The 24,370-nt window shown below is 70.5% G+C and carries 16 protein-coding genes, 3 pseudogenes and 1 CRISPR repeat array; of the genes and pseudogenes, 5 read left to right on the forward strand and 14 right to left on the reverse strand.

Annotation, left to right across the window (positions count from 1 at the left end; all coding sequences use genetic code 11):
* From ACSYGN_RS07915 to ACSYGN_RS07925, 3 genes are all read right to left on the reverse strand, one after another.
* The gene (locus ACSYGN_RS07915; RefSeq protein ID WP_460393299.1) at window positions 1-6,888 is read right to left on the reverse strand and encodes a type I polyketide synthase; all 6,888 of its coding nucleotides are present in this window, start codon (window positions 6,886-6,888) and stop codon (window positions 1-3) included.
* A gap of 121 nt (window positions 6,889-7,009) precedes the next feature.
* Entirely contained in the window at window positions 7,010-7,474 is a 465-nt protein-coding gene (locus ACSYGN_RS07920; RefSeq protein WP_460393301.1) for a flavodoxin family protein, read from the reverse strand.
* Window positions 7,475-8,872: 1,398 nt separating this feature from the next.
* On the reverse strand, window positions 8,873-9,430 hold the full coding sequence (locus ACSYGN_RS07925; RefSeq protein ID WP_460393303.1) for a TetR/AcrR family transcriptional regulator: 558 nt from the start codon (window positions 9,428-9,430) through the stop codon (window positions 8,873-8,875).
* A 106-nt stretch (window positions 9,431-9,536) separates the two neighbouring features.
* On the opposite strand from ACSYGN_RS07925, the gene ACSYGN_RS07930 reads away from it, so the two are divergent.
* From ACSYGN_RS07930 to ACSYGN_RS07950, 5 genes and pseudogenes are all read left to right on the forward strand, one after another.
* Window positions 9,537-10,457 carry an ABC transporter ATP-binding protein gene (locus ACSYGN_RS07930; RefSeq protein WP_460393305.1) on the forward strand — a complete coding sequence of 307 codons (921 nt, stop codon included), beginning with the start codon at window positions 9,537-9,539 and terminating at the stop codon, window positions 10,455-10,457.
* Entirely contained in the window at window positions 10,454-12,013 is a 1,560-nt protein-coding gene (locus tag ACSYGN_RS07935; protein WP_460393307.1) for an ABC transporter permease, read from the forward strand. The genes ACSYGN_RS07930 and ACSYGN_RS07935 overlap by 4 nt, the downstream gene beginning before the upstream one ends.
* Before the next feature lie 127 nt (window positions 12,014-12,140).
* Window positions 12,141-13,163, forward strand: coding sequence for an NAD(P)-binding domain-containing protein (locus tag ACSYGN_RS07940; RefSeq protein ID WP_460393309.1), 1,023 nt, complete (start codon window positions 12,141-12,143; stop codon window positions 13,161-13,163).
* A gap of 52 nt (window positions 13,164-13,215) precedes the next feature.
* Entirely contained in the window at window positions 13,216-13,419 is a 204-nt protein-coding gene (locus tag ACSYGN_RS07945) for a hypothetical protein (protein ID WP_460393311.1), read from the forward strand.
* A gap of 291 nt (window positions 13,420-13,710) precedes the next feature.
* Window positions 13,711-14,696 (forward strand): annotated as a pseudogene (locus tag ACSYGN_RS07950) (IS5 family transposase).
* Between the two features lie 19 nt (window positions 14,697-14,715).
* Here ACSYGN_RS07950 and ACSYGN_RS07955 read toward each other — a convergent pair.
* From ACSYGN_RS07955 to casB, 11 genes and pseudogenes are all read right to left on the reverse strand, one after another.
* Complete coding sequence (locus ACSYGN_RS07955; RefSeq protein ID WP_460393313.1) at window positions 14,716-15,048, reverse strand: DUF6415 family natural product biosynthesis protein; 333 nt, start codon at window positions 15,046-15,048, stop codon at window positions 14,716-14,718.
* A gap of 221 nt (window positions 15,049-15,269) precedes the next feature.
* A complete protein-coding gene (gene tnpB / locus ACSYGN_RS07960) occupies window positions 15,270-16,733 on the reverse strand; it encodes an IS607 family element RNA-guided endonuclease TnpB (protein WP_460393315.1) in 1,464 nt (487 codons plus the stop codon).
* Complete coding sequence (locus tag ACSYGN_RS07965; RefSeq protein WP_460393317.1) at window positions 16,730-17,305, reverse strand: IS607 family transposase; 576 nt, start codon at window positions 17,303-17,305, stop codon at window positions 16,730-16,732. Before ACSYGN_RS07965 ends, tnpB begins: the two co-directional genes overlap by 4 nt.
* A gap of 44 nt (window positions 17,306-17,349) precedes the next feature.
* Window positions 17,350-17,472 carry a hypothetical protein gene (locus ACSYGN_RS07970; protein WP_460393319.1) on the reverse strand — a complete coding sequence of 41 codons (123 nt, stop codon included), beginning with the start codon at window positions 17,470-17,472 and terminating at the stop codon, window positions 17,350-17,352.
* A gap of 117 nt (window positions 17,473-17,589) precedes the next feature.
* Window positions 17,590-18,839: pseudogene (locus tag ACSYGN_RS07975) on the reverse strand (helix-turn-helix domain-containing protein).
* A gap of 231 nt (window positions 18,840-19,070) precedes the next feature.
* Window positions 19,071-19,708: a CRISPR direct-repeat array (repeat unit 28 nt; unit sequence GGAACACCCCCACGCCTGCGGGGAGGAC).
* Between the two features lie 17 nt (window positions 19,709-19,725).
* Entirely contained in the window at window positions 19,726-20,043 is a 318-nt protein-coding gene (gene cas2e / locus ACSYGN_RS07980) for a type I-E CRISPR-associated endoribonuclease Cas2e (RefSeq protein ID WP_460393321.1), read from the reverse strand.
* Window positions 20,043-20,988: pseudogene (gene cas1e / locus ACSYGN_RS07985) on the reverse strand (type I-E CRISPR-associated endonuclease Cas1e). The gene cas2e and the pseudogene cas1e overlap by 1 nt, the downstream one beginning before the upstream one ends.
* Window positions 20,989-21,044: 56 nt before the next feature.
* On the reverse strand, window positions 21,045-21,695 hold the full coding sequence (cas6e, locus tag ACSYGN_RS07990) for a type I-E CRISPR-associated protein Cas6/Cse3/CasE (protein WP_460393323.1): 651 nt from the start codon (window positions 21,693-21,695) through the stop codon (window positions 21,045-21,047).
* Window positions 21,692-22,468 (reverse strand): type I-E CRISPR-associated protein Cas5/CasD, encoded by a 777-nt coding sequence (cas5e, locus tag ACSYGN_RS07995; RefSeq protein WP_460393325.1) that lies wholly within the window; start codon window positions 22,466-22,468, stop codon window positions 21,692-21,694. The genes cas6e and cas5e overlap by 4 nt, the downstream gene beginning before the upstream one ends.
* A complete protein-coding gene (gene cas7e / locus ACSYGN_RS08000; protein WP_460393327.1) occupies window positions 22,465-23,595 on the reverse strand; it encodes a type I-E CRISPR-associated protein Cas7/Cse4/CasC in 1,131 nt (376 codons plus the stop codon). The genes cas5e and cas7e overlap by 4 nt, the downstream gene beginning before the upstream one ends.
* Window positions 23,592-24,326 carry a type I-E CRISPR-associated protein Cse2/CasB gene (casB, locus tag ACSYGN_RS08005; protein WP_460393329.1) on the reverse strand — a complete coding sequence of 245 codons (735 nt, stop codon included), beginning with the start codon at window positions 24,324-24,326 and terminating at the stop codon, window positions 23,592-23,594. The genes cas7e and casB overlap by 4 nt, the downstream gene beginning before the upstream one ends.
* Window positions 24,327-24,370 lie beyond the last annotated feature (44 nt).

A 24,370-nucleotide genomic window follows, 5' to 3' on the forward strand; every position in this document is an offset into this window, starting at 1 on the left:
TCAGGCCCTTTCGTCCGCAGCGTCATGTCGGCCTCCCTCTAGGGATTCCAGTCGTTCGAGGAGAAGCGCTTCGACAACGTCGTCATCGAGCGCCTCGACGTCGAGCTCCGGCTCGGCGGGCGCGGCGGCTTCGGTCGGTTCGGCGGCTTCGGTCGGTGCGGCGGGAGGGCGTTCGGCGGCCGTCGCGTCGAGCGGGATCCCCATGCGCTCGGCGAGGAAGGGCGCGAGCGCGTCGATGGTCGGGTAGCGCCAGGCGAGCGTCGCCGGCAGGGCGACCTCCACGGCGGTCTCCAGGCCCTTCCTGACCTCCAGGGCCATCAGTGAGTCGAGGCCCAGGCTGGTGAACGGCACGGTGGGGTTGACGCGGGCCGGTTCGAGCCGCAGCACGCGGCCGACCTCCCGTCGGCACCGGTCGACGAGCACGTCGCGGCGCCGTCGTCCCGGCTGCGCCGCGAGCAGCGCCCGCCGCAGCTCACCCGTCGGGCTGTCACCCGCCGCCGGGGCGAGTCCGCCCGGCCGGAGGGCCCGTTGCGCTTCGGGCAGGTCGCCGAGGAGCGGGCGGGGGCGTGCCGCCGCGTAGGCGGGGGCGAACAGCGACCAGTCCACGTCGGCGACGACGGTGGTGGTCTCGTCCCGGCCCAGGGCGCGGTCCAGCGCCACGAGGGCCGGATCGGCGTCCATGAGCCGCAGTCCCCGGCGTGCCAGCTCGTGCTCGTGCTCGTCGTGTGCCCGCCCGGCCCACGGGCCCCACTGCATCGAGGTGGCCGTCAGCCCCAGGCCGCGCCGGTGCTCGGCGAGCGCGTCCAGATAGGCGTTGGCGGCGGAGTAGGCGCACTGGCGCCCGCTCCCCCACACGCCCGTGATGGAGGAGAAGAGCACAAAGGCGTCGAGCGGGCGGCGCAGGAGATCGTGCAGGTGCAGGGCGCCCGCGTCCTTGCCCGCGACCACCTGGGCCAGCTCGGCGGTGGTGGTGCCGGCGAGCGGCTTCACCAGCGAGACGTCGCCGGCGACGTGGAACACGGCGCGGACCGGGTCACCGGCCGCCTCCAGCTTGCCCAGCAGCGCGGCGAGGGCGTCACGGTCGGCCGCGTCGCAGGCGGCCAGCGTGACCCGGGCGCCCAGCCCGGTGAGTTCCGCTTCGAGGTCCGCGGCGCCCGGGGTGGCGGGACCCCGTCGGCTGGCGAGCACAAGATGGTCCGCGCCCCGGCGCGCCAGCCAGCGCGCGAGCTGGACGCCGAGCGCGCCGGTGCCGCCGGTGACGAGAACGGTTCCCTCGGGCCGGTACGCCGGGGGCTCGACGTCGTCGGACGGCGCCCGTACCAGCCGCCGGGCGAGGATGCCGTCGGGCCGCAGCACGATCTGGTCCTCGTTGTCCGGGTTGCTGAGGGCGACGGCCAGCCGGTCGCCCGCGGCCTCGTCGAGCGGGCCTTGGACGTCGACGAGTCCGCCCCAGCGCTCCGGATGCTCCAGGCCCACCACCCGGCCCAGTCCCCAGGCGAGCGCCTGCGCCGGGCGGGTGACCGGATCGTCGGGGCCGGTGCCGACGGCGCCTCGGGTGAGGAGCCACAGCGGCGCGCCCACCCCGGTGTCGCCCAGCGCCTGCACCAGAGCCAGGGTCAGGGCTGCCCCGCGTGCCAGCCCGGGCTGACCGGGCAGCGGCGTCTCGTCCAGGGCGAGCAGCGACACCACTCCGCGCAGGGCGGGCTCACGCCCGGCCGCGTCGTCGAGCGCCGCGGCGAGCGCCGCACGGTCGGCGTCCGCGGCTACGGCGATCTCGGCGACCGTACCGCCCCGCGCGGTGATCGCCGCGCGCAGCCATCCGGTCAGCTCGTCCGGGATCTGCCCGTCCGGGGCCACGACCAGCCAGGTGCCGTGCAGCGCGGCCGCGGCCGTACCTGCCGTCGGGGTCCAGACGACCCGGTAGCGCCAGGCGTCGGCGGTCTCCTGGTCGAGGCTCTCCCGGTGCCAGGCCGAGAGGGCGGGGAGTACGGCGGCGAGGGCGTCGCGCCGAGCCGGGTCCGCGATCCTCAGCACACCGCTGAGCGCCTCCAGGTCGCCGCGCTCGACGCTCTGCCAGAGCGCCTCCTCGGCGCCGGAGCGCTGCGGAGCCGTCCCCTGCGGGGGGCCGGTCCGGCCCACGGTCGGCGCTTCGTCGATGCCGGGGAACCAGCAACGCTCACGCTGCCAGGGGTACGTGGGCAACGGCATCACCGGCGGTACGGCCCCGTACAGGCGCGCCCAGTCGACCGGGAAGCCGGCGCAGTACAGCAGGCCGAGCTCGCCGAGCAGAGCGGCGCGGCCGTCCTGATCACGGTGCAGCGAGGCCACGGCCACGCCGTCCGAGTCCCGGGTCCCGAGCTTCTCGTTGAGCGCGCCGACCAGCATGGGATGACCGGAGATCTCCACGAAGACGTCGTGCCCGGCGTCGAGGAGGGTGTCGACGGCCCGGTCCAGCAGCACCGGCCGGCGCAGGTTCGTCGCCCAGTACCCGGCGTCCAGCTCGGTGCCCTCGATCACCCGCCCGGTGACGGTGGAGACGACGGTACGCTCCGCCGGGCGCGCCGTGATGCCGGCGACCGCCTCCCGCAGCTCGCCCTGCAACGGCTCCATCTGGGGGCTGTGCGAGGCGTAGTCGACCGACTCGAGGACCCGGCAGAACACCCCCTCGTCGTCGAGGGTGGCGGCGAGGCTTTCGACCGCCGCGGTCTCGCCCGAGATGACGGTCGTCGTCGGGCTGTTGCTCGCGGCGACCGAGACCGATCCGTGGCCGAGCCGGTCCAGGATCCGTTGCGTCTCGTCGAACGTGGCACCGACGACGGCCATCTTGCCCCGGCCGATCACGGTGCGGATCACCCGGCCGCGGTGCAGGGCCACGCGGAGTGCGTCGTCGAGATCGAGCGCGCCGGAGACGTGCGCGGCCGCGATCTCCCCCACGCTGTGCCCGACCACCGCGTCCGGCTCGACGCCCCAGGACCGCCACAGGGCGGCGAGGGCGATCTGCAGCGCGCAGGTGGCGGGCTGCACCACGCCGGGGTCGGCGAGCCGGGAGCGCTCCGGCGCCATGGTGAGCTGATCGATCAGCGACCACTCGACGTGCTGCCGGAGCGAGGCGTCGCAACGCTCCAGGGCCTCGCGGAACACCGGCTCCTGGTCGAGCAGTTCCACGGTGAGCGGCCACCAGCGAGGTCCCTGGCCGGAGAAGACGAACGCCACCCGGGAGCGGCGGCCCGTGCTCGGGCCGCCCCAGGTCACGCCGGGGTGTTCCTCGCCGTTCACGAACGCGGCCAGGCCGTCGCGGAGTTCGTCCGCCGATCGGCCGACGCAGGTCAGCCGCTCCGTGTGGTGGGTCCGGCGCACCGCGGCCGCGGCACAGTACTCGGCCACGGTGGCTTCCGCGTCCGGTGCGTCGAGCTGAGCCGCGTGGCGGGCGGCGAGTTCACGCAGGGCCTGCTCGGTCGGGGCGGAGACGGTGAGGAGGTGGGCCCGGTCGCTGAAACGCTTCCGCTGCGGCGCGACCGACGGCGGGGCCTCCTGCAGGACCAGGTGGGCGTTGGTGCCGCCGAAGCCGAAGGAGCTCACGCCGGCCAGTGCCGGACCGTCCCCGGCCGGCCAGGGCCGCGCGGTGTCGGCCACCCGCAGCGCCAGTTCCTCGAAGGGGATGTGCGGGTTGGCCTCGCGGAAGTGCAGGCTCGCCGGGATCCGGCGGTGGCGCAGCATCAGGGCGACCTTGATCAGGCCCGTGACGCCCGCCGCGGCCTCCAGGTGACCGAGGTTGGACTTGACCGAGCCCACCAGGCAGGGCCGGCCACGGTCGCGGCGCTCGGAGACCACGGCCGCGAGCGCCTTCGCCTCGATGGGGTCGCCGAGCAGCGTGCCGGTGCCGTGCGCCTCGACGTAGTGGACGTCCTCCGGCGCGACGCCCGCCCGGGCGTACGCGGTGCGCAGGACCGCTTCCTGAGCGCGCGGGTTGGGTGCCATGAGGCCGTTGGTCCGGCCGTCCTGGTTCACCGCGCCGCCGCGGATGACGGCGTACACGTCGTCCCCGTCGCGCAGCGCCGCGGAGAGCGGCTTCAGCACCACCACCCCGGCGCCCTCGGCGCGGACGTAGCCGTCGGCGCGCGAGTCGAACGTCTTGCAGCGCCCGTCCAGGGCCATCGCTCCGGCCTTGGCGAAGTTGATCGCCAGCGCCGGGGAGAGGATGAGGTTGACGCCTCCCGCGAGGGCGAGCGTGCAGTCGCCCTTCGCGATGCTCGTACAGGCCTGCTCCACGGCGACCAGGGAGGACGAGCAGGCCGTGTCGATCGCCAGGCTCGGCCCGTGCAGGTCGAACAGGTAGGAGAGGCGGTTCGCTGCGATGCTGAGCGCGTTGCCGGTGCCGGTGTGCGCGTCGATCTGGTCGTACTGCTGGAACTGCAGGTGACCGTAGTCGTTGGTGGCGATGCCCACGAACACGCCGGTGGCCGAGCCTGCGAGGCGTTCCGGCACGATGCCCGCGTCCTCCAGGGCCTCCCACGCGACCTCGGCGAGCAGCCGCTGCTGGGGGTCCATGCGGGCGGCCTCACGCGGGGAGATCCCGAAGAAAGCAGGGTCGAAGCGGTCGATGTCCTGGAGGAACCCGCCCCACCGGGTGGTGGTCCTGCCCGGCGCGGTGGGGTCCTCGTCGAAGAAGTCGTCGGCCTTCCAGCGGTCGGCGGGCACCTCCGTCACCGCGTCCCGGCCCTCGCCGAGCAGCTGCCAGAACCCGTCCGGCCCGTCGGCGCCGCCGGGCAGGCGGCAGCCGATACCGATGACGGCGACCGGCTCGGTGCCGTCGCCGCCCGCGGCCGGGGTGGGCAGCGGCGCGACGGCCTCGGCGCCGTCCGCCAGGAAGGCCGCCAGAGCCTCGACCGTCGGGTATTCCCAGGCCAGCGTCGCCGGAAGCGAGCGTCCGGACCACCGCTCCAGTTCGCCGATCATCCCGACCAGCTCCACGGACTGCAGCCCGTATCCGGCGAGCGGCATCCGGGGGTCGAGGCTTTCGGGGGCGACGCGCAGACGCCCGGCGAGCTCCTCGATGAGGCGCTTCTCGTACGTCGCGCGAAGCTCACCGTCCGGCCTGGCTGCTGCCTCGCCGTCCGGCCGGGTGGCCGGTGCGCCGCGGTCATCGGAGGAGTCGGCGGCGGAGGGGACGCTCCAGCGCTCGACCGCGGCGAGCGAACCGGCGAGGTACGCCTCCTTGCAGGCGTAGCGCTGCAGTTTGCCGCTCGACGTCTTCGGGATGCTCCCCGGCGCGACCAGCACGATGTCATGCACCTGTAGACCGTGCTGCTCGGCGATCGCCGCCCGGACGGCGGTGAAGATCTCCTCGGCCGCGGCGCGGGCGGCGCCCCGAACGGCCTGCACCACGACGAGTTCCTCCGCCTCGCCGGAGTCCACCGAGAACGCGATGCCGGCGCCACGGCGCAGGGCCGGGTGCGCCTCCTCCACGGTGCGCTCGATGTCCTGCGGGTAGTGGTTCTTGCCGGCGATGATGATCAGGTCCTTGATCCGGCCGGTGACGTACAGCTCGCCGTCGTGCAGGAAGCCGAGGTCACCGGTGCGCAGGAACGGCCCCTCGCCGTCGGGGAGGCGGGCGTCCAGTCGCTCGGCGCTCTCCTCGGGGCGGCCCCAGAATCCCCGCGCGATGCTGGGTCCGGCGACCCAGATCTCGCCGACCTCCCCGTCCGGCAGCGGGGTACCCGCGTCCGGCGCGACGATCACCAGCCGGTGTCCGGAAATGATCTGTCCGCAGCTGACCAGGGTCCGGGTGCCCGCTCCGGGCTCGGCGGGCTCGACACGGTTCTGTTCCAGCAGGTCGGCGCGTACTCGTAACACGGGCGGGTTGGTGGTGCGGGCGCCTCCGGAGAGAAGCAGGGACGCCTCCGCCATCCCGTAGCAGGGATAGAACGCCGAGCGGCGGAACCCGTTGGGCTCGAAGGAGCGGGCGAACCGCTCCAGCGTCTCCGCGCGTACCGGCTCGGCGCCGGAGAAGGCCACCTGCCAGTTGCTGAGGTCGAGGCCCGCGCGCTCCTCCTCGGAGATCTTCGCTACGCAGAGGTCGTAGGCGAAGTTCGGGCCACCGCTGTGGGTGGCCCGGAAGTCGGAGACGGCACGGAGCCAGCGGGCGGGCCGCTTGAGGAAGGCCAGCGGCGACATGAACGTCACCGGGTAACCCCGGTAGGCCGGCTCCAGCAGGCCGCCGATGAGTCCCATGTCGTGGTAGGGCGGCAGCCAGATGACGCAGCTCGGGGCATCGCCCCCGAGCATGTGCCGGTCGATGGCCGCGAGGTTGGCGAGCAGGTTGTCGTGACTGAGCATCACGCCCTTGGGGCGCCCCGTGGAGCCGGACGTGTACTGCAAGAAGGCGAGATCGTGCCCGCGCACGCCCGGCCGACGCCAGTCCGCCGCCCCCGCCTCGTCGACCTCGTCCACCGCCAGCCACGGCAGCGCCGCCGTCTCCGGTGCCAGCTCCGCGATCTGATCCGCCATCGCCGCTGCGGCGGCGGGCGCCAGCACCACCGACGGTGCGGCATCCTCGATCACGCCCAGCAACCGGGGAAGCATCCGGGGGACGAGGCCGGGGTCGGGCGGATAGGCCGGCACCGCCACCACTCCGGCATAGAGGCAGCCGAAGAAGGCCGCCACATAGTCGATGCCCGGGGGGCAGAGGATCAGAGCCCGGTCGCCGACCGCCGCGCGTTCGCCCAGTGCCACCGCGATGGCGCGCGCACGCCGGTCGAGCACCGCGCCGGTGAGAAGCTCGGCCTGGTCCTCCCCATGGACTAAGAACCGGTAGAACGGTTCCTCGGCGCGCCCCAGCAGGACGGCGCCGAAGCGGTCTATGAGTGTCTTGTCGGGTGAAGCCCCCATGTCCATGTTTCCACCTCGTGCAGCGTTCTGGTTCCGGCCTCGGAGACAGGCCGTGGAAAGGCGGCCGAGCTTGGGACACGCCCGGCTCGTCGTGCGGCGGCCGGCGCACCGGCCGGGGTGTTCAGGCGAGCGAGGCCCCCCACTGTTCGGCACGGTCCACTTCGCCGTCGGCTGGCGGACCCTGCGTCGAGGTGACGAGGAAGCTCTCGCGGGTGATCAGGCTGACGGAGCGTCGGCGGAGTCGCTTCTCGATCGCCTTCGCCGCGGATCCGGCGAAGAACCCCTTGCCGGTGACGGTGTCGAATGCCGCCACGCGGCATCCCGGGTCGCCCGGAAGCGCTTCGAGCCACTCCGCCACACCGGTGGCGGGCGCCTGGCCGCCCTTCTCTTGGGCCTGCCGCCGGGAGGCCGGTGAGGGAAGCCCCATGTTGTGTGTGGGAGTGCCCAGGATCAGCAGGTCGACGCCGTCGAGCGCCGGTCCGGAGGCCGCGGCGGCGACGGTCACGGTGGCGTTGCGGGACCGCAGGCCTGTGGCGATCGCCTCGGCGACCCGTGAGGTGTTGCCGAAGCAGGACTCGGTGATCACTAGAACGTTTATCTCGGCTCCTCAGGGCGGTGGGGGCGCCTGCTCCCGGACGGGTTCGGCATCGCGCCGGGTGAGGCGGGAAAGTCCGCCGCCGGGTCGGTCCGGCCGGCGCGAGGCACAGCGTTGTGCTCCCGATGACGGCTGGAGGACAGGCCGGAGCACCGGCGAGGCAGTGTGCGCCTGCCGCCGGCGGGCTTTCAGGACGTGCTGCTCCGCCATGGTGCGGCCACAGCGAGGACGGGAGGGGAGGCGGCTGCGTGACGCATGCCGGTGGCCTTCGTGCCGGCGATCATGGTTCTCGCGGCTCGGCACACGGCACGGTCTGCAGGTGTAGGAAAGTCAGGAGGCCGGCCGGAAATGATCGCCCTCAGCCGGTCTTGCGCCCAGTGGAAGGCCTCCGGCGGCAACGCCCCTGACGGGAGACGGCCGGCGGCCAGGATGATGTAGTTACTTCCCCGCAAGATGCTCGACGGCGTCGATTCATCTTCATCGTTCTCCCAAAAAACGAAGATCCTCCGCCTGCTCGTATCTACGGCCGCAGACGGCTGCAGTACTCGTGTGAGCGAAGCGAGAGCAGAACAAGGTGCCACGTGCTGGAATAGGTCACTGCCGCATTGTCGGTCGATCTTGAAAAGACGTCAGTTACAAACATCCACTCAGGGCAGCGCATCGGTATGCGCGCCGGTCAGGTGTGCCTTAACGACAGCCTCTCCGTGTACAGGGAAAATGTCAACGCCTCGCCCCTCCAACCCCCTTACCTCGCTAGTAACCTGACGCAGCATCACCTACGCATGGTCCATTCAACCCGGACATTGAACTTCGTTCAGCATGTCCGAATGAACGAGTCCGAGGCGCCGCCCCAGCGCCTATGAAAGTTCAGGAAAAGGTTGCGACAGCTTCACATCCCTGACACGTGTCAGCCACTGGACGCAACAACCGTAAGTGCTAGTTCCGGAACGATGGACAGAGACCGAGTCCACAGGCGGTGTTAAGCACGCCAAATGATCTGTTTCGAGACAATCAACGGCGTTTGCCCCCGGAATTCTCGCATCCGGATTGCCGGGGCTCTCGGCAGGGTCGGCCGAGAGGTTGACGAACGCCGACCATATCGATACCTTGCGTTTCGCTCCGGATATCGGGCTGGCCTTTTCTCCGGCGGCATGCATCAGCGCGGCAATGCCCGCCGATTCCCCGGTCGGCGGCCACGCATTCTCGTGCCCATCGGCGTATTCCATCGGCCGCAGGGGTTCGAGCAGGTCCTCGTGGCGCGGGATGTGGTTCCACCGCGTCGAACACTCGTCGGCGGCGGACCGGGTCGGCCCGGCAGCCATGGCGTCAGCGGCCGCGTGGACGGCGGCCGGTGACGGGAAGGGCAGGTCATGGTGACCTGACAGGGGTTCACTGACCCGCCGCACCTCCCAGCGCCGCCATCGCGTCGCGGGCGTAGTCACCGATCGGGCGCTTGCGGCCGTCGCGGTGCCACTCCTCCAGCGCGCCGAAGTAGACCCCGAAGAGGTAGCTGCGGGCCAGCACCCGGGCCCGGTTCGGGGTGTTCCCGCGGGAGATCAGCACGGGAACGAAGCGATCCACGAGCGTGTCCAGGGTCGCGTAGACGGCGGCGCGGACGACCGGCTCCTCGATCACATAGCGCATCCCTCGCCACGGCTCGCTGTCCCCCGACGCTCCGGCCAGCCGCTCCATGGTCGCGGCGGGGTCGTCCACGTCGACGATCTCCTGGAAGACGTCCACGTCGGCCATGACGAAGCTGTCGACGGTGAACACCCCCTCCTTGGTCCCGAAGTAGCGGTAGAAGGTCGAGGTGGAGACGCCTGCCGCCCGGGCGATGTCGTCGACCGTCACCTGGTGGTACCCGTGCTGGTCGAAGAGGTTCATCGCGGCGTCCTGGACCGCTTGGACGGCGGCCATCCGGTTGCGCTGGCGCAGAGTCATCGGCATACCGCCAGCATATGGAGTCGGCCGGTGAGTTGATTCACCCTCGCACCATGAGTTGATTCACCCTCGCTTAATGAAACAGACTGCCAAGTTGTGTCATCGTATCAGCATGCATGCCATCGAAGCGGAGGCTCTCCGCAAGAGGTTCGGGCGCACGCAGGCCCTGGACGGCCTCGATCTCACCGTGCGGCAAGGCGAGGTGCACGGGTTCCTCGGGCCGAACGGCGCGGGCAAGAGCACCACGATCCGCGCACTGCTGGGTCAGATCACGCTGGATTCGGGCCGCGCCACGATCTTCGGGCTGGACTGCTGGAGCCAGTCCGTGCAGGCGCACCGGCGCCTCACCTACGTGCCCGGCGACGTGGCTCTCTGGCCGGGGCTCAGTGGCGGCAGCTGCATCGACATCCTCGGCCGGCTGCAGGGTGGCCTCGACCCGAAGCGCCGCGACGCCCTCGTCGAGCGGTTCGAGCTGGACCCCACCAAGCGGACCAGGACGTACTCCAAGGGCAACCGGCAGAAGGTCGCCCTGGTCGCGGCCCTGAGCGTCGACGCGGACCTCTACCTCTTCGACGAGCCGACCTCCGGACTCGACCCGCTGATGGAGAACGTGTTCCAGAGTTGCGTCCGGGAGCTGAAGGACGCCGGCCGCACCGTCCTGCTGAGCAGCCACATCCTGTCCGAGGTGGAGGCCCTCTGCGACCGGGTCAGCATCGTCCGGCACGGCGTGGTGATCCGCGGGGGCACGCTGGCCGACCTGCGCAGCCACACGCTGACGACGGTGACCGCCATCACCGGGACCGCCGTGACGCGGCTGGCCGACCTCGACGGCATCGTGGACCTCACCGTCCAGCAGCAGCCGGACGGCGTGCACACCCGCTTCCGGGTCGGCCGCGCCGCGCTGGCGAGCGCGGTCGGACACGTCGCCGCGGCCGACCCGACGGCCCTCACCGTGGAACCGCCGAGCCTGGACGAGCTGTTCCTGACGAACTACCGCGCCGACACGGTGGTCAGCCAGGGGACCCCGGCATGACGGGATACTGGCGCCTGGTCGCCGTCACCCTGCGCACCGCGCCGGCCCAGATCCTCGGCTGGGCCCTGGCCGTCTGCGCGCTCGTTGCCAGCAGCGCGTCCACCATCAGCGACAACTACACCGATCAGGCGCACCGGGACGCCTACGCGGCCACCTACGTCGGCACGCAGAGCAGCGCCGCCCTCCAGGGCCGCGGCTACGACCTGGCGACCCTGGGCGGCATCCTGGCCAACGAGATGGGCTACCTCACCCTCATCATGCTGCCGCTGATCGGCCTGCACCTGGCCATCCGCTTCACCCGCAGCGTCGAGGACACCGGCCGGCTCGACATCCTGACCGCGGGGTCGGTCCACCGGCTCGCCCCGGCCGCCGCCGGGCTGACCGCCGCCGCCCTCACCGCCGTCCTGACCTTCCTCCTCAGCGCCGCCGCGCTGGTCGGGCTCGACTATCCGGTCGCCGGATCGCTGCGGTACGCAGGCGGCCTCGGTGCGCTCATGCTGGCCTTCACCGGCATCGGCGCCCTGGTGGCCCAGTGCTGCCGGGACGCGCGCACCTCGTACGTCCTCGCCATCGCATGCTGGATGGTCAGCTACCTGGCCCGCGCCGTGGTGGACGCCCGCGGCACCGATCTGACCTGGGTGAATCCGGAGTCCTGGCTGGCGGAGATCCGTCCGTTCGCGGCCCAGCCGCCGCTGTGGCCGTGGATCGCCGTCGCGGCGACGGCCGCGGCCTCGTTCTTGGCCGCCGCAGTGGTGGCCACTCATCGCGACCAAGGTGCCGGGCTCATCCCACCACGCCCCGGACCAGCCACAGCGCCGTCCTGGATGACGACACCGCTGCGTCTGCTGATCCGGCTCACACTCGGGGTCTGCCTCAGCTGGACCATCGGTGGAAGCCTCTTCGCCTTTTCCTTCGGATACCTGACCAAGCAGATGAGCGTCCTGAGCGCAATCTCCGGCACCGCACGGGACGACAACATCGACACCACTCTGTCGCTCTTCGTCCAGATGAACGCACTGCTCGCGGCCGCGGCTGCCATCCAGCTCACCCAGTGGCTGGCCACCGAGGAGACCACCGGACGTGTGGGGTACGCCCTCGCGAGCCCTGTGAGCAGGCGACGTTGGTGGGGAGCCAGCGCCTCGCTGGTGACCGGCTGGTCGCTCATCCTGCTGATCTGCATGGGCGTCAGCACAGGTCTCGGACTCGCGGCCGGATTCGGTGACACCGGCTATCTCGACGACGGCGTGCCGGCCACACTCGCGTACACGCCGGCGGTGCTGCTCCTGGCGGTGACCGCCCTGGCGCTGCAGTCGGTGAACCCCCGCGCGGTCAGCGTCATGTGGCTCGCCGTCGGCTGGGGCACCGTCGTATGCCTGCGTGCGGACCTGCTCGACCTCCCGGAGTGGGCACGGCGGCTGTCCCCGCTGCATTGGGTGGGTGCGGTTCCCCGGGACGGCTGGGACCGGCCTGCCGCGCTGGTCATGACGCTCCTGGCGCTCGCCCTGGCAGCAACTGCCGTTCTCGCCTTCCGACGCAGAGACCTGCGAGCCGGCTGAACCCCGGTCACGGTCGAAGGGCCTGCCGAGTTGCTCTGATCGCGGCGGCCGGACCCGCCGTACCGACCTGCTCGACCGGCTACCGAGCACATGCCACGTCAGTCCTTCGGAAAGGTAGTTCGACCGCATGGGAACGGACAACAACTGCGCCGTCATCGGAAGCGGCCTCTTCGGCATCCAGGCCGTCCGCGCGTTGACGCGCCGGGGGATCTTTGTGGACTGGTACTCATCGGATCCCGAACCGGGTGGAATCTGGCAGCCCATGCCGTGGGGAAAGACCCGCGAAAGCACCGAGCTGGTGAATCCGGGGTGGTGCATCGCCCCGGAATTCCGAACGAAGCCGACGGTGACGGTTCAGGAGTTCCGCGCTCTCCTGAAGTCCTGGTCCGACGAGAACACCGACCTCCAGCAGAGGCATTTCCTCACCCGCGTCGGCAGTGTCCTGGAGTACGACTCGCACGTGAGCGTGGCGACCCCTCACGGCGAGACACCGTACGCATTCGTCGTCGTTGCGACGGGTCACTACGGGGCGCCGAACGTCCCGGGCGATTGGACGGGGGACAACTGCTACCACGCCTCCGGCCTGCAGGACCTTTCGCGCATCCAACCCGACCAGTCGGTCCTCGTGATCGGCGGTGGGCAGAGCGGGGTGGAGATCTGCGAGGAGATCATCGAGGACCGGCCCGACATACGGCTGTCGTGGTGCACCGGGCGCAGGGTGAGACTGATATCCCGGCTCTCCCCCCTCGCCATGTTGGGGACGTGCGTGCGATATTCCACGAGAGGTGAAGCGCCCCGCGGATTCGTGATCACCAAGAGCCCCTCCACGGTCCCGACCCGCTGCACGATCATGCCGACCCGTGTCCTCCAGGTCGATGGAGAGCGAGTTGAATTCTCCGACGGGAGTGTTCAGAAATTCGACCACATCATCGCTGCGACCGGGTACGCGTCACCGGTCGGCCTCGACTTCTCCGCCCCGAATCGGGCCAGGACCAAGGGCATGCGTCTTTCCCCACGCAGTCGAATAGCCGCCCTGAACTACGACGGCGACGGCTGCGGGGGCGCGTCGATGCGCTGTGCCCGCAAGCAGGCGGCTGCGGCTGCGCGGCTCTTCGCGGACTTGAGAGGACCGAAGAAGTCGCCGGCGTGACCGTATGTCATCTTCAAGCGGCGCGATCGGCTCTGAGCAAACGGTCACGTCGGTGATGCGGACACAGCCGCCCGGTGACGGCGTCCTGTGTCGCATCACCGCCTCGGAGGACCTCCGGGGTCCGTGGGCAGGCGTCGGCGACCGCCGCGACCTCCTCCTCGGCGAAGGCCAGCGGGCGCAGGCCCGGCACGCGCGGCACCGAGGCGACCAGGACAGGGCCGTCGCACTCCGGCGCAAGATCACGAACTCGGAGTGACCTTCGTGGCGGTCCCGGAGGAAGCAGGGACGTAGCCCCTCACCGGATTCACCAGCCGCCACCGCGGCGGCGCCAGGTGTATTGCCCTGTGCCGTTGGGCCACCTCCCGGCGAACACGAATGTCAAGATCATGGTGACGCTGTTGCAGCGCAGGGGGCGTTGCGGGCTTCCACGAGCAGCCCGCAACGCCCCCTATCCGTGCTGTTGCGCCCTAGGTCCTGTCTGGAGTCCGGATCACGAGTTCGGTAGATCGCCTGCGTCATGGGGTCCCTCCTTGATAGGCCATCGGCCATGGCGCGAGGCGATCTCACCGACGAGCAGTGGGCCCTGATCGAGCCCCACCTTCCGATCGCCGCAGTCGGGCCCATCCCCGACCTGCGGAAACACTTCAACGCGGTGATGTGGCGGTTCCGCACGGGCAGTCCCTGGCGCGACCTGCCCAGCGAGTTCGGGCCCTGGCAGAGCGCGTACGACCGCTTCCGGATCTGGGCGACGCAGGGCGTCTTCCAGCACCTGATGGAGGCGGTGATCGCCGAGGCCGCTGACCGGGGTCAGGCGGACCTGGGCCTGGTCAGCGTGGACTCGGCGACAGCACGGGCGCACCACCACGCCGCCGGGATGGCACTGGAACCCGAGCAGTTGGCGGCCCTGGAAGCGGCCGCCGAGTCCGAAAAGGGGGCGCCGTGGAGGGACAACAGCCGCAGGACGGACAGTGCGAGGACGACGCGGGCGCTGAGCGGCGACGGGCCCGCCGACGGCACCGGGCCCGTCTGAAGGCCGCACAACTGGGGCGTTCCCGGGGAGGGCTGACCAGCAAGATTCACCTGGCGGCCGACCGGCGCTGCCGTCCGCTGGCGTTTGTGCTCACCCCCGGACAGGCCGGCGACAGCCCGCAGTTCGTCCCGGTCCTGGAGCGGGTGAAGGTGCGCGGGCCGGTCGGGCGTCCCCGGACCCGACCGGACGCAGTGGCCGCGGACAAGGCTTACTCCAGCCGCCGTAACCGCCGCTACCTGCGGCGTCGTGGAATCCGGGCGGTGATCCCGGAGAAGGTGGACCAGGCCGCCAACCGGAAGAAGCGCGGTTCGAAGGGCGGTCGCCCGGTCAGCCACGACGCGGCCTTGTACACCGAGCGCAACACCGTGGAGCGGTGCATCAACCGGCTGCGGAACTGGCGAGGCATCGCGTTCCGCTTCGACAAGACCCCGGAGAGCTACGAGGCCGGACTGCATCTGTGCGGTGCGATGCTCTGGCTCCGCAGCATCGCACCGCAGTCGTGATCCGAACTCCAGACAGGACCTAGTTCCTGGCGAAGTTCCTGCCGAACGCCTCGTAATGCCCGCACAGGGCGTCCAGGACGTGGGCGAGGCGCCGGGCGTGGCCGACGGCCCCGCCGGTCCTGGCACTGGGCTCGGCCGCCAGCCTGCTCTTCGCCTCCCACACGCACCCGAGCGCGGCGGAACACCTGCCGCCGCCCTCCTCGACCCGCGCGGCCGCACGCTCGACCTCCGGCACGAGAACCGTCAGGTGCTCGCGCAACGCAGCGGCGAAAGTGACCAGTTCACCGGAATCGAGCGGCAGGCCGCCGGGCGCCGCGTCCGCTCCGAGGAGGAGCCTCTCGGTCTCACGCATCACGGAGAGGTCCACCCCCCGCTGAACACCGCTGCCGTTCTCGGCGGGAGCGTTCACCGCACGACCACCGGCCCGCCCGCACACCGGCGGCACCCGCAGGGCGGGGTCGGGGACATCATGGGGGGGCGGATCCTGAACGCGGGACACTCACGGTCCGTTACTCAGAGCCTCAGCGGCTCTCAGCATTCCGGGCATTTCGGCCTGGGAGGTCCGTGACGGTGTCACCAGAGCGCGAGTTGCGCTTCGGTGTCCTGACGACGGTCTCTCGCTTCCGTCTGCCGCTGGTGCGGCAGGGTCGCGCCACCTGCCCGCCCCGCACTCGTCTTGCGACGGGTGCGGGTGGCGCGGGTCTTACGGTCGGCTCCACGAGGCTTCGACACCGCCGGGGCGGTGTCCTGGTCTCCGGCCACTCCGGTACCAGTTGTTGCGGCTGCCGCGAGAGCGGCGAGGTTGAGTGCGGCGTTGTCGTCCCGGTCGATGACCAGGCCGCAGGTGTCGCAGTGGTAGGTCCGGACGTGCAGCGGCAGCTTGGCTTTCACCGCGCCGCACCCGGAACAGGTCTTGGAGGAGGGATACCAGCGGTCGGCCACGATGGTGCGGGTGGCATGGCGCTGGCGGGTCTTGTAGGTGAGCTGGCGGCGGATCTCGCCGAATCCGGCGTCGGCGATCCGGCGGGCCAGGCGCCGGTTGCGGAGCATGCCGCCGACGTTGAGGTCCTCGACCACGACGGTGCCGTACTCGGCCGCGATAGCGGTGGTGAACTTGTGCAGGGCGTCCGCGCGGAGGTTCGCCACCCGGTGGTGCACTTTGTTGCGGGCGGCGTCGGCCCTCTCCCACCGCCCCGACGGCTTCTGCCCGGTGCGCCGGTCGGGGCCCCGGCGTCGGGAGACGGTGCGGGAGGCGCGGCGCAGTTCCTTGAGCGCCCGGTCGTAGTGCTTCGGGTTGGCGACGGTGCGGATCTCGCCGGTGCTGTCGGCCATGACCGCGAGGGTCTTCACGCCGAGGTCGATGCCGACCGCGACGTCCGGGCGCGTGACGCGTTCGAGGTCCCGCTTGACCTCCACCTGGAACGAGGCGAACCAGCGTCCGCGTTCGTGCCGGACGGTCGCGGACAGGATGCGTGCCGTTGCGGCCTGCACCCGGGCCAGGAGGCTTGCGGTGGGCTCGTGGGTGCGGATCGTGCCCAGCCTTGGCAGCGTGACATGCCGGCCGTCAGCCTCCACGCGGATGGTGCCTGTGGTGAACCGGCAGGACAGGCGCGCCTTCCGCTTCGCCTTGAACCGGGGCATCCCGATCTTCCTGCCACGCCTCTTGGCGTTCTTCGACCTGGCGTAGTTGTCGAACGCGGCCGACGCGTTCGCCAGGCCGGTGCTGTACGCCTCCTTGGAGTTCTCCTGCCACCACCCGGCAAACCGGGGATCGACGTGCTTGGCGACGTTGAACGCCTTCCGCAGCGACGGCAGCGACCACGGCCGCCAACCGGTCAGCTCCGTCTCGGGAACGCCGTAGGTCTCCTCGGCCCGGCGCTGCCACCAGGAGGCGGTCACCCAGCCGACGGCCCAGTTGTACGCGGCGCGGGCGGCACCGCAGTGGGAGCGCAGCGCGGCCTCCTGGGCGGCGTTCGGGTCGAGCGCGAACCGGTAGGCCTGCACCACAAAGCCGGGCTGGGGCTGGAACTTCTTCACCCGGCGGCCTCGCCGGTCGCCACGGCCACCGCGCGGGCGGCCCGGTTCTTCGCCGCCCGCCGCCCGTACAGGCGCGCGCACATCGACGTGAGCACCTCGGTGATGTCCCGCACCATGTCATCCGTCGGCTCATCGGGGTCCAGGACCACCAGGCGCCGCCCGGACGCCGACAGCACGGCTTCCAGGTGCTCGACGCCGAACCGGGCCAGCCGGTCACGGCGCTCGACCACGATCACCGCGGCGGACGGGTCGGACAGAACCCGGTGCAGCTTGCGCCGACGCCCGTCCAGCCCCGAACCGACCTCCGTCACGACCTCCGCAACCGGCAGGCCGAGACCGGTGGCCCCCTGCACCACGCGGGCCACCTGCCGGTCAAGGTCCGGCTTCTGGTCCGCCGACGAGACCCGGCAGTACGCCACGACGCGGCCGGACACCTCCCGGGCGGGCTCGTCGACCAGCCACGTACCGGACGGCGTCTGGCGCACCGGGACCGGCATACGGCCCTCCTTCGCCCACGCCCACGCGGTCTGGTAGTGCACGCCATTGCGCGCCGCCCACTCGGAAAGCTTCACACGATCAAGATAACAGATGACAAAAACTGAGATTTACTGATGAATCACGCAGCAGTTGTCACCCCCCGGTCCTCCGTCACCGCGCCGTAGCGGTCCACCGTGTAGACGCGCAGCGTCATCTTGGCGAGCGGCGGGCCGGGTTCGTCGGGGGTTGCGGCGTTGGTCATGTCGGCGCTCCTAGCAGCATTGGCTCCCCGACGAGGCGTCACCACCTCGTCGGGGTCTGGCGCTTCGACGTTATGGGCACCACAAGACAATCGCCGACCGTGATCCGGTCGCTACGCTCAGGCAGCGAGAATGCCGACCTTGGCCGCCAGATCAGCCGCGCGCCGCCGCCGAGGAGCCCGTGTGGACTCGATCTCCTCCAGGAGGATCGCCCTTGCATAACCGTTGTACCGGATCGTCTCCGGCGCCGCCTCGAACGCCTTCTCCAAAGAGGCGATGGCGACATCCGGCTGGTTGTCGAGCTGATATCCCCGAGCTTCCTCGATCCGGTGTCTGGACCGCTTCGGCCGCGACTTGATGACGCTCTTGTCGGCGCGCGCGGCCCGCCGGACGGACTCGCCGCCTTGATGCAACTCGACAGCGACGGTGACAGCGTGCGCGCCCATCACCGCCCGGGAGAAACTCGTGACCGGGTGGTAGTAGTCGGCGGGCAGTCGCGTGGCGATGTCGTTGGCCTTGTCCCAGTGCCGCCATGCCGTGCCCGTGTCACGCCGCCGGGCTGCGGTGTAGCCGAGCTCGAACTCCAGGGCCCCTACGATGGCCAGCACCTGGTCCGGGACGTCGGGCAGCAGCGGCTCAAGGCAGCTGACCGCTGCCTGATTGATCGCGTCCGCAGCGTCGAAGTGGCCTGCTCCGGAGTCCCGGTGAGCTTGGGCCAGCAGCCAGGCAGCCACCCCGATCGCGTGCGGGTCCTCACTCTCCTGGGCTGCGATCATTCCACGCTCGGCTACGCGCCACAGGAGTGACGAGTCGGGCTGGTAGGCGAGGAAGAACTGGCTGAGACTGTAGGTCTGCGCCAGGAGGGCCTGCGCTGCCCGCCTCTCGGTTCCGGTGTCCGCGTGCCGTACCAGCAACTGGGCGTCCCGAATGAGGTCGGGCAGTAACTGCCCGATGGCCTCACGGTGATTCGGAGACTGGTGCCTCGCCTTCCAGGCGGTTTCGAGGCGGGCTTCCAGGTGCGCGGTTCTCGGCGGCTCCACCCCGCCAGTCAGGGTCACCGAGTCGGTGGTGGCCTTCACCGCGGCCAGCCGCGGATGGCCAGGGCCGATGAACAGATCGACGTGCGCCTCAGGGCGTCCCGTCAGGTCCGCAAGGTCACGGACCCGCAGCGCGGTGGCAATCCGCATCACCATGTCGATGCCCGGCGCTTTTTGCTGGCCGTTCTCAATCTTCCGGAGGGTGTGCGGTGAGATACCACGAGGTCACCCAACTGGGTCTGGGTCATTCCACGGCGCTCTCGAAGGATCTGCACCCGCTGACCGAACCTCAGCGGATCAGCGTACGGGTCGGGGGCCGCATCGTGAGACATGACGGCCTTGCCTCTCTTGGCAGCTTCTTCAGCACAGCGGACAGTGTTCCACTCGGCACCGTCCGTTGTACCCCCATCACCCGCCCCGCCACCGCGATGGCCTCTCTCCTGGCCATGGAAGGCGCCACATCATTTCGCCCATACATCCGTGATCGAGCCCGAGCCGGATCCGATGCACGTGAGCACAGGCAAATGGGACAGAGTTCGCGCACCTTCACCATGCCGAGCCACGGAACACCCCCGCACCTGCGGGGAGGACGGCACCGCGCAGGCTGACGCCCCGTTCAGCATCGGAACCCCCCAGCACCTGCGGGGAGGACGAGGTGGCGGCGGAGGGCGGCGCCGTCGCGGGCGGAACACCCCCACGCCTGCGGGGAGGACGACGAGTACTCGGACGGGCAGGTCATGCGCGTCGGAACACCCCCACGCCTGCGGGGAGGACCTGTGGGCGCCTATCAGGTCATGAAGGAGAACGGGAACACCCCCACGCCTGCGGGGAGGACCGACGAGGCGGGCGTCCACTGGTCCAGGCCCTCGGAACACCCCCACGCCTGCGGGGAGGACGCAGCCGCCCGACATGGCGTCACCCTTGATGACGGAACACCCCCACGCCTGCGGGGAGGACGGCCTGGCGGAGACCGGCGAGACCTCGGTCACCGGAACACCCCCACGCCTGCGGGGAGGCCTCAGAGGCGCCCCTGGTGACGGTCACCCCCGACGGAACACCCCCACGCCTGCGGGGAGGACACAGGCCAGTCGCGGCCCGCCGCCCTGACGGGAGGAACACCCCCACGCCTGCGGGGAGGACGGGTCGTCCGGCGCCGTCTGGCCCTTGCCCTGCGGAACACCCCCACGCCTGCGGGGAGGACTCTTCGTGACCTGGGCTTTAGGGGTGGGTTTGCTCTTTCTTTGCCGTTGGTGTGCCTGTCATGCGGATGAGGGTCAGGCCGTCGAAGTCGATGGGGGTGCGGCGGCGGGTGCCTGCGGTGTGGATGGCGTAGCCCTGTTCGGTGTCGGCGGGGTGGACGAGGACGGCGGCGCCGTCGCCGACGGTCTCGGTGACGGCTTGCCACAGTTGGTCGCGGACGCGCGCGGAGACGGTGCCTACGAAGATGCCCGGAACGACCTCGCTCGTCCAACGGCTGAGGGCGCCACGAAGGTGGTCGGGGACGGCGGTGGTGGCGATGACAAGCATGGAGGGCATCAGGCGCCGCCGTCGGCGTAGTTGGTGCCGGCGGGCAGGATGCCCTTCTTGGGGTCCCAGAGATGGACCATTTCAACGTCTTGGCGCTCGGTGCGTTCCGTGGCGTCCGCGGAGTCCGTCGCTCCGGTCAGTCGGCCGGGTGAGGAGGCGTTGGGTGTCCTGGACCACGCGGGGCAGCAGGCGGAGGAGGCGGAGGTCTTCGCGGAACCTGCGGCGGGCTTCCTGCTCGGGTTGGTGGGCCTGGTGGAGTGCGAAAGCGAGGGGGAGAGTGGTTTCGGCTTTGTAGAGGTCGGCGATGTCGTAGACGAAAGCATGCTGGGTTCCGGCGTGGACGAAGCCGAGGGCCGGGGAGAGGCCGAGGGCGAGAAGCGCTGCGTGGACGATGCCGTAGAGGCAGGTGTTCGCGGCGGAGAGGGCGAGGTTGACGGGGTCCTGGGCGTCCCACTGGTCGGGGCGGTAGTTGCGCCGGAAGCGGCCGATGCCGTGCTGCTGGGCGAGGATCTTGTAAAGGGCCTTCATGCGCTGGCCCTCCATGCCGCGCAGTTGCTCAAGGGTGACATCGTCGGGGAGGTCGGTGTCGCCGAAGCGGTGTGCGTACATGCGGGTGGCGACGAAGAGGCGGCGGGCCGGGTCGGCCCAGGCGGTGACCTGCTGTTCGAGCCAATGGGTGGTGAGGGAGTCGGGCAGGATGCCTGCGTAGGCACGGACACCGCCGGCTCCGACACAGACGACGCTGGTGCCATGACGGGCGAGGGTACTCAAGGCGGGGGTGGTGATCGAGACGCCAGGACCGAGGAGCAGGCAGGAGAGGGCCGCCGTGGGGAGGTAGACGAGGTCAGTGCGGTTCATGGCCTGTATCTGGGCACAGACTCCTGTGTCGTCCTGGACGACGCGAACCATGTCCAGGTAGAGGAAGGAGAGGGAGTCCGCGACGCGGGGCAGCATGGCGAGGGTGGGGGCGGCGAGGCGTCTGCGGGCGTCGCCGCCGGGTTTCGGGGCACTCATGGCGTGGTTGCCGGGGCCAGGCTGAGCAGACCGGCGCCGTAGGGCTTGCCTCGGCCAATGCCGGTCCGGATGGCTCGGGAGAGGGTCTCGGGGTCGGTGACGGTGGCGGTGCCGTCGTACCGGATGAGGCTGTGCCGCATGGGTGAGGCGTCCTTGCCACGGGGGCGCACGGGCTGGAGCTGGGTGGGCGTGAGCACGTGCAGGCGGAGACCGAGGTCGCCGGCGCGGCGGGTCCACCACTGGTCGGCGTCGGAGCCGGAGAGCGGGATGATCCGTCCGCGCCCACGATCGACGGTGCGCGGAAGCAGCTCACGTTTGGCGGGATTGACGACGATGCGGTAGCGGACCGCCAGTCCTTCGCGCAGGGCGTGGAACATGGCGGCCAGGCTCTTCACGTCGGCGTGACCGTAGCCATCGGGCAGGCTGGCGGGATCGAGCCGGTCGGCCTGGACGAGGAGGACGCTGGCTGTGTCGTTCTCGTCGACTCGGTAGAGGAGGCCGGCCTGCTGACGGGAGGATTCCCCGAGCCCGTCGGGGGCCATACGCATCACCGTACGGTGCATCTGGGTGGCGTCGCGCAGGTCGCGCTGGACTTCGCGGCTGTGCGGATTGAGACGGATGCGGGCGATCATCGGGTACTCGGTCATGTGCGGTCCTGGACCATGGCGTAGTCGATCAGTCGTTGCAGCAGGGTGTGCTGGGGTCCGGCGAGAGACAGGGGGAGGTCCTCCAGGGTGCGGTAGACGGTACGGCTGCCGTGGGCGCGTGCCTGGGGGGAGAAATTGAGCGGAACGTCGTTGAGGGTGAGGCTGTCGGCCTTCACGCCGGGGCCGCCGGGCGGTGGCGTCTCGCGCAGGAATGGGACGGCGAGTGTGGCGTCGTCGTCGGTCCCGTGCGGAACAGTGCGGCTGAGAGGCACGCGCATGAGTAGTTCTTCCTCTGGGTCGACCGCGTGCGCGCGCAGGAGGAACGGCTCGTCAGGGACACAGGAGCGGCGGCCGAGGTAGGGCGCCCAGCGGGGGCGGCGCAGGGCGCGGGCGAGGGGTGCGGTGATCTCTTGGGGGCCGCAGACCGCGATGACGAAGACGGCGTCGGTGAGGTAGTGGCGTCGGGTGACGACTGCGGCGCCCTTGTGGCTACCGCCGCTTGTGGCCGCGGTGCGGGCCTTGGGGAAGCCTCCGCCGACCGTGTGGTAGTCGATGAGTGGGGTACCGGGCCGGTCCACACGGACGGTGAACCGTAGCGGGCGGTAGCGGTCGAGTCCGGCTTCGTCGCAGCGGCCGATGCCCTCGGCTGCGGCGAAGAGCCCGGTGAGGGCGGAGCGAGTGGGGAAAGGCGCCGTGTCGCGGACAGGGCTGAACACGGAACGCTCCCCCCAGGACTGGAGGGGCCCGGCGAGACGCAGAACGAGTCCGCTCATTCCGGTTGCCCGGCCGTGGGGAGTGCTGCCTCGGCTGCCGCTTCGATCAGTTCGTCGTACGAATCAACGGTGTCGCCCAGGCCGCCCAGACGCTCGTGGGGATCAACAGTGGTGTGACCGTGGAAGCAGCAGTTGCGGTGGCCTGTCAACCGGTTGATCGCCGTCGCGTACATGGCCAGGGCTGAACGGGAGGGCCGGGAGAAGCCGCCCTGCTCGTCGGCAGCGACTGGCGTCTCGAAAGCGGCGGCCAGGGAGATCGGCCGGTGTGCCCGTACGGCGAGGTAGGCGAGGTCGGGCACGGTGTGCGGGGCTGTGCTGGTGCGTTTGGCCTGAGGCAGCGAGAGCAGGAAATGTTCGGCGAACGAGGCGAGTACGGTACGGGCGGCCTTGGTGTCACCCTCAAGGTTGGTCACGAGGTCGGTGACGTTGACGGTGGCGTACCGGTAGAAGACGCCGGCGCTGAACTCGGCGGTGTCCAGGTGACCACTTCCGGTCTCGGTCTCGCCGAGCCAGTCGTCCACGGCGGTGAAGTAGTCGCGCTGCGGTTCGGCGGCATGCGTGGTGAAGGCGTGCGCGACCTGTGCGGCTCCGTCCACGTTGGCATCCGGCAGTTCCGCGAGCATGCGGCCGAGGAGGCTGATCGAGGCGGTGCGCCGCTTGAGGATCTCCTCGACACGGGCGGCAGGCAGCAGTTGCCCTGGCTTCTTCTGGTCCTGACCCTTCTCCAACGCCCTGCGGTGTTCGCGGCAGACTGCTACAAGTTCCTCGATGGCTGCCTCGGGCAGGAACAGCAGGACGGAGGTGTGTCCCTCCTTCTCCGTGCCAATGCCCTTCTTCCCGGCGCTGGCCGCGACCTGCCGCCCTGCGAAGTCCGCCAACTCCTTTGGCCAACCGTCGTGTTCCAGTGCCTGGCGGACCCTGACCGGCACCATGCGGGTACGTGCGGCGCGTTCGCCGAGGTCTGCCTCCACAGCCTGGCGGATCACCCGCTTCCAGGACTGGCTGGAGACCCGGATGCGGGAGGCGTTGCCGTAGCGAACCTGCTTCGGCGAGCCGAGGTCATCGCGGTTGAGGTTGGCGGCCGGAACCGACTGCAGTGCGCTCAGGTCGAGATAGAGGCTCGTCATCGCTCGTCTTCCTCGTGGTTCTCGTGGTTCTCGTTCTTGTGGGACCGGTCCTGCTTGTGGGGATGCCCCTGCCGGTCGGGGTGATCACGGTGTTCGGGCTCGTTGAACTGTTTCTCCACTGTGTCGCCAAGTGCGTTCTCGGCGTCCCGGATCCGGAAATAGCTCTCCAGCCAACGGGTGGCGATCTGGTCGCGGTACTGGTTCCAGAACGCAAGATCCTCCAAGAGGACCGCCCAATCCAACTGCACGCCGCCATTGGCCAGTTGCCGGGCGAGGGACGGAAGTCCGGGGTGGACCGCATCAGCGGACTGCCGGGTCATCAGATGCAGGGCGCTGTCGGCGGAGCCCTCCTTGAGGATCCCCTTCACAACGGCCTCCCCCAGCGCGGCGCCCAGGTTCGGCCGCGCGTACCAGCTGGCCGCCGGTTGTGCGTCAGCCCGGCCCGGGGGTTCGGTGGTGCGGGCGGCGCGGGGGCGGGCCGCGATGAGCGCGGCCACGGCGTAGTAGGCGCGGCGTCGGTCGACGCTGATCCTTTCGCCGTGGTTGCGGGAGATGAACGGTACGAGGTACCGATGGAGGTAGTTGCAGCGCACGACGGGCAGCCCGAGCCCACGGCGGAGTTCTGCCCGCGTCCTGTTGTTGGCGCACAGGCCGTACACGTAGGCGACGAATCGGTCGGACCGTTGGTGCTGCTGCGGCGGTGCGGGCGTCGTGGGTGTCGGACTGGTCATGGCGTTTCCCTGGATGAGGACTGCTCTGGATCACGGCCGAACCG

Source organism: Streptomyces sp. YIM S03343, assembly GCF_054729195.1.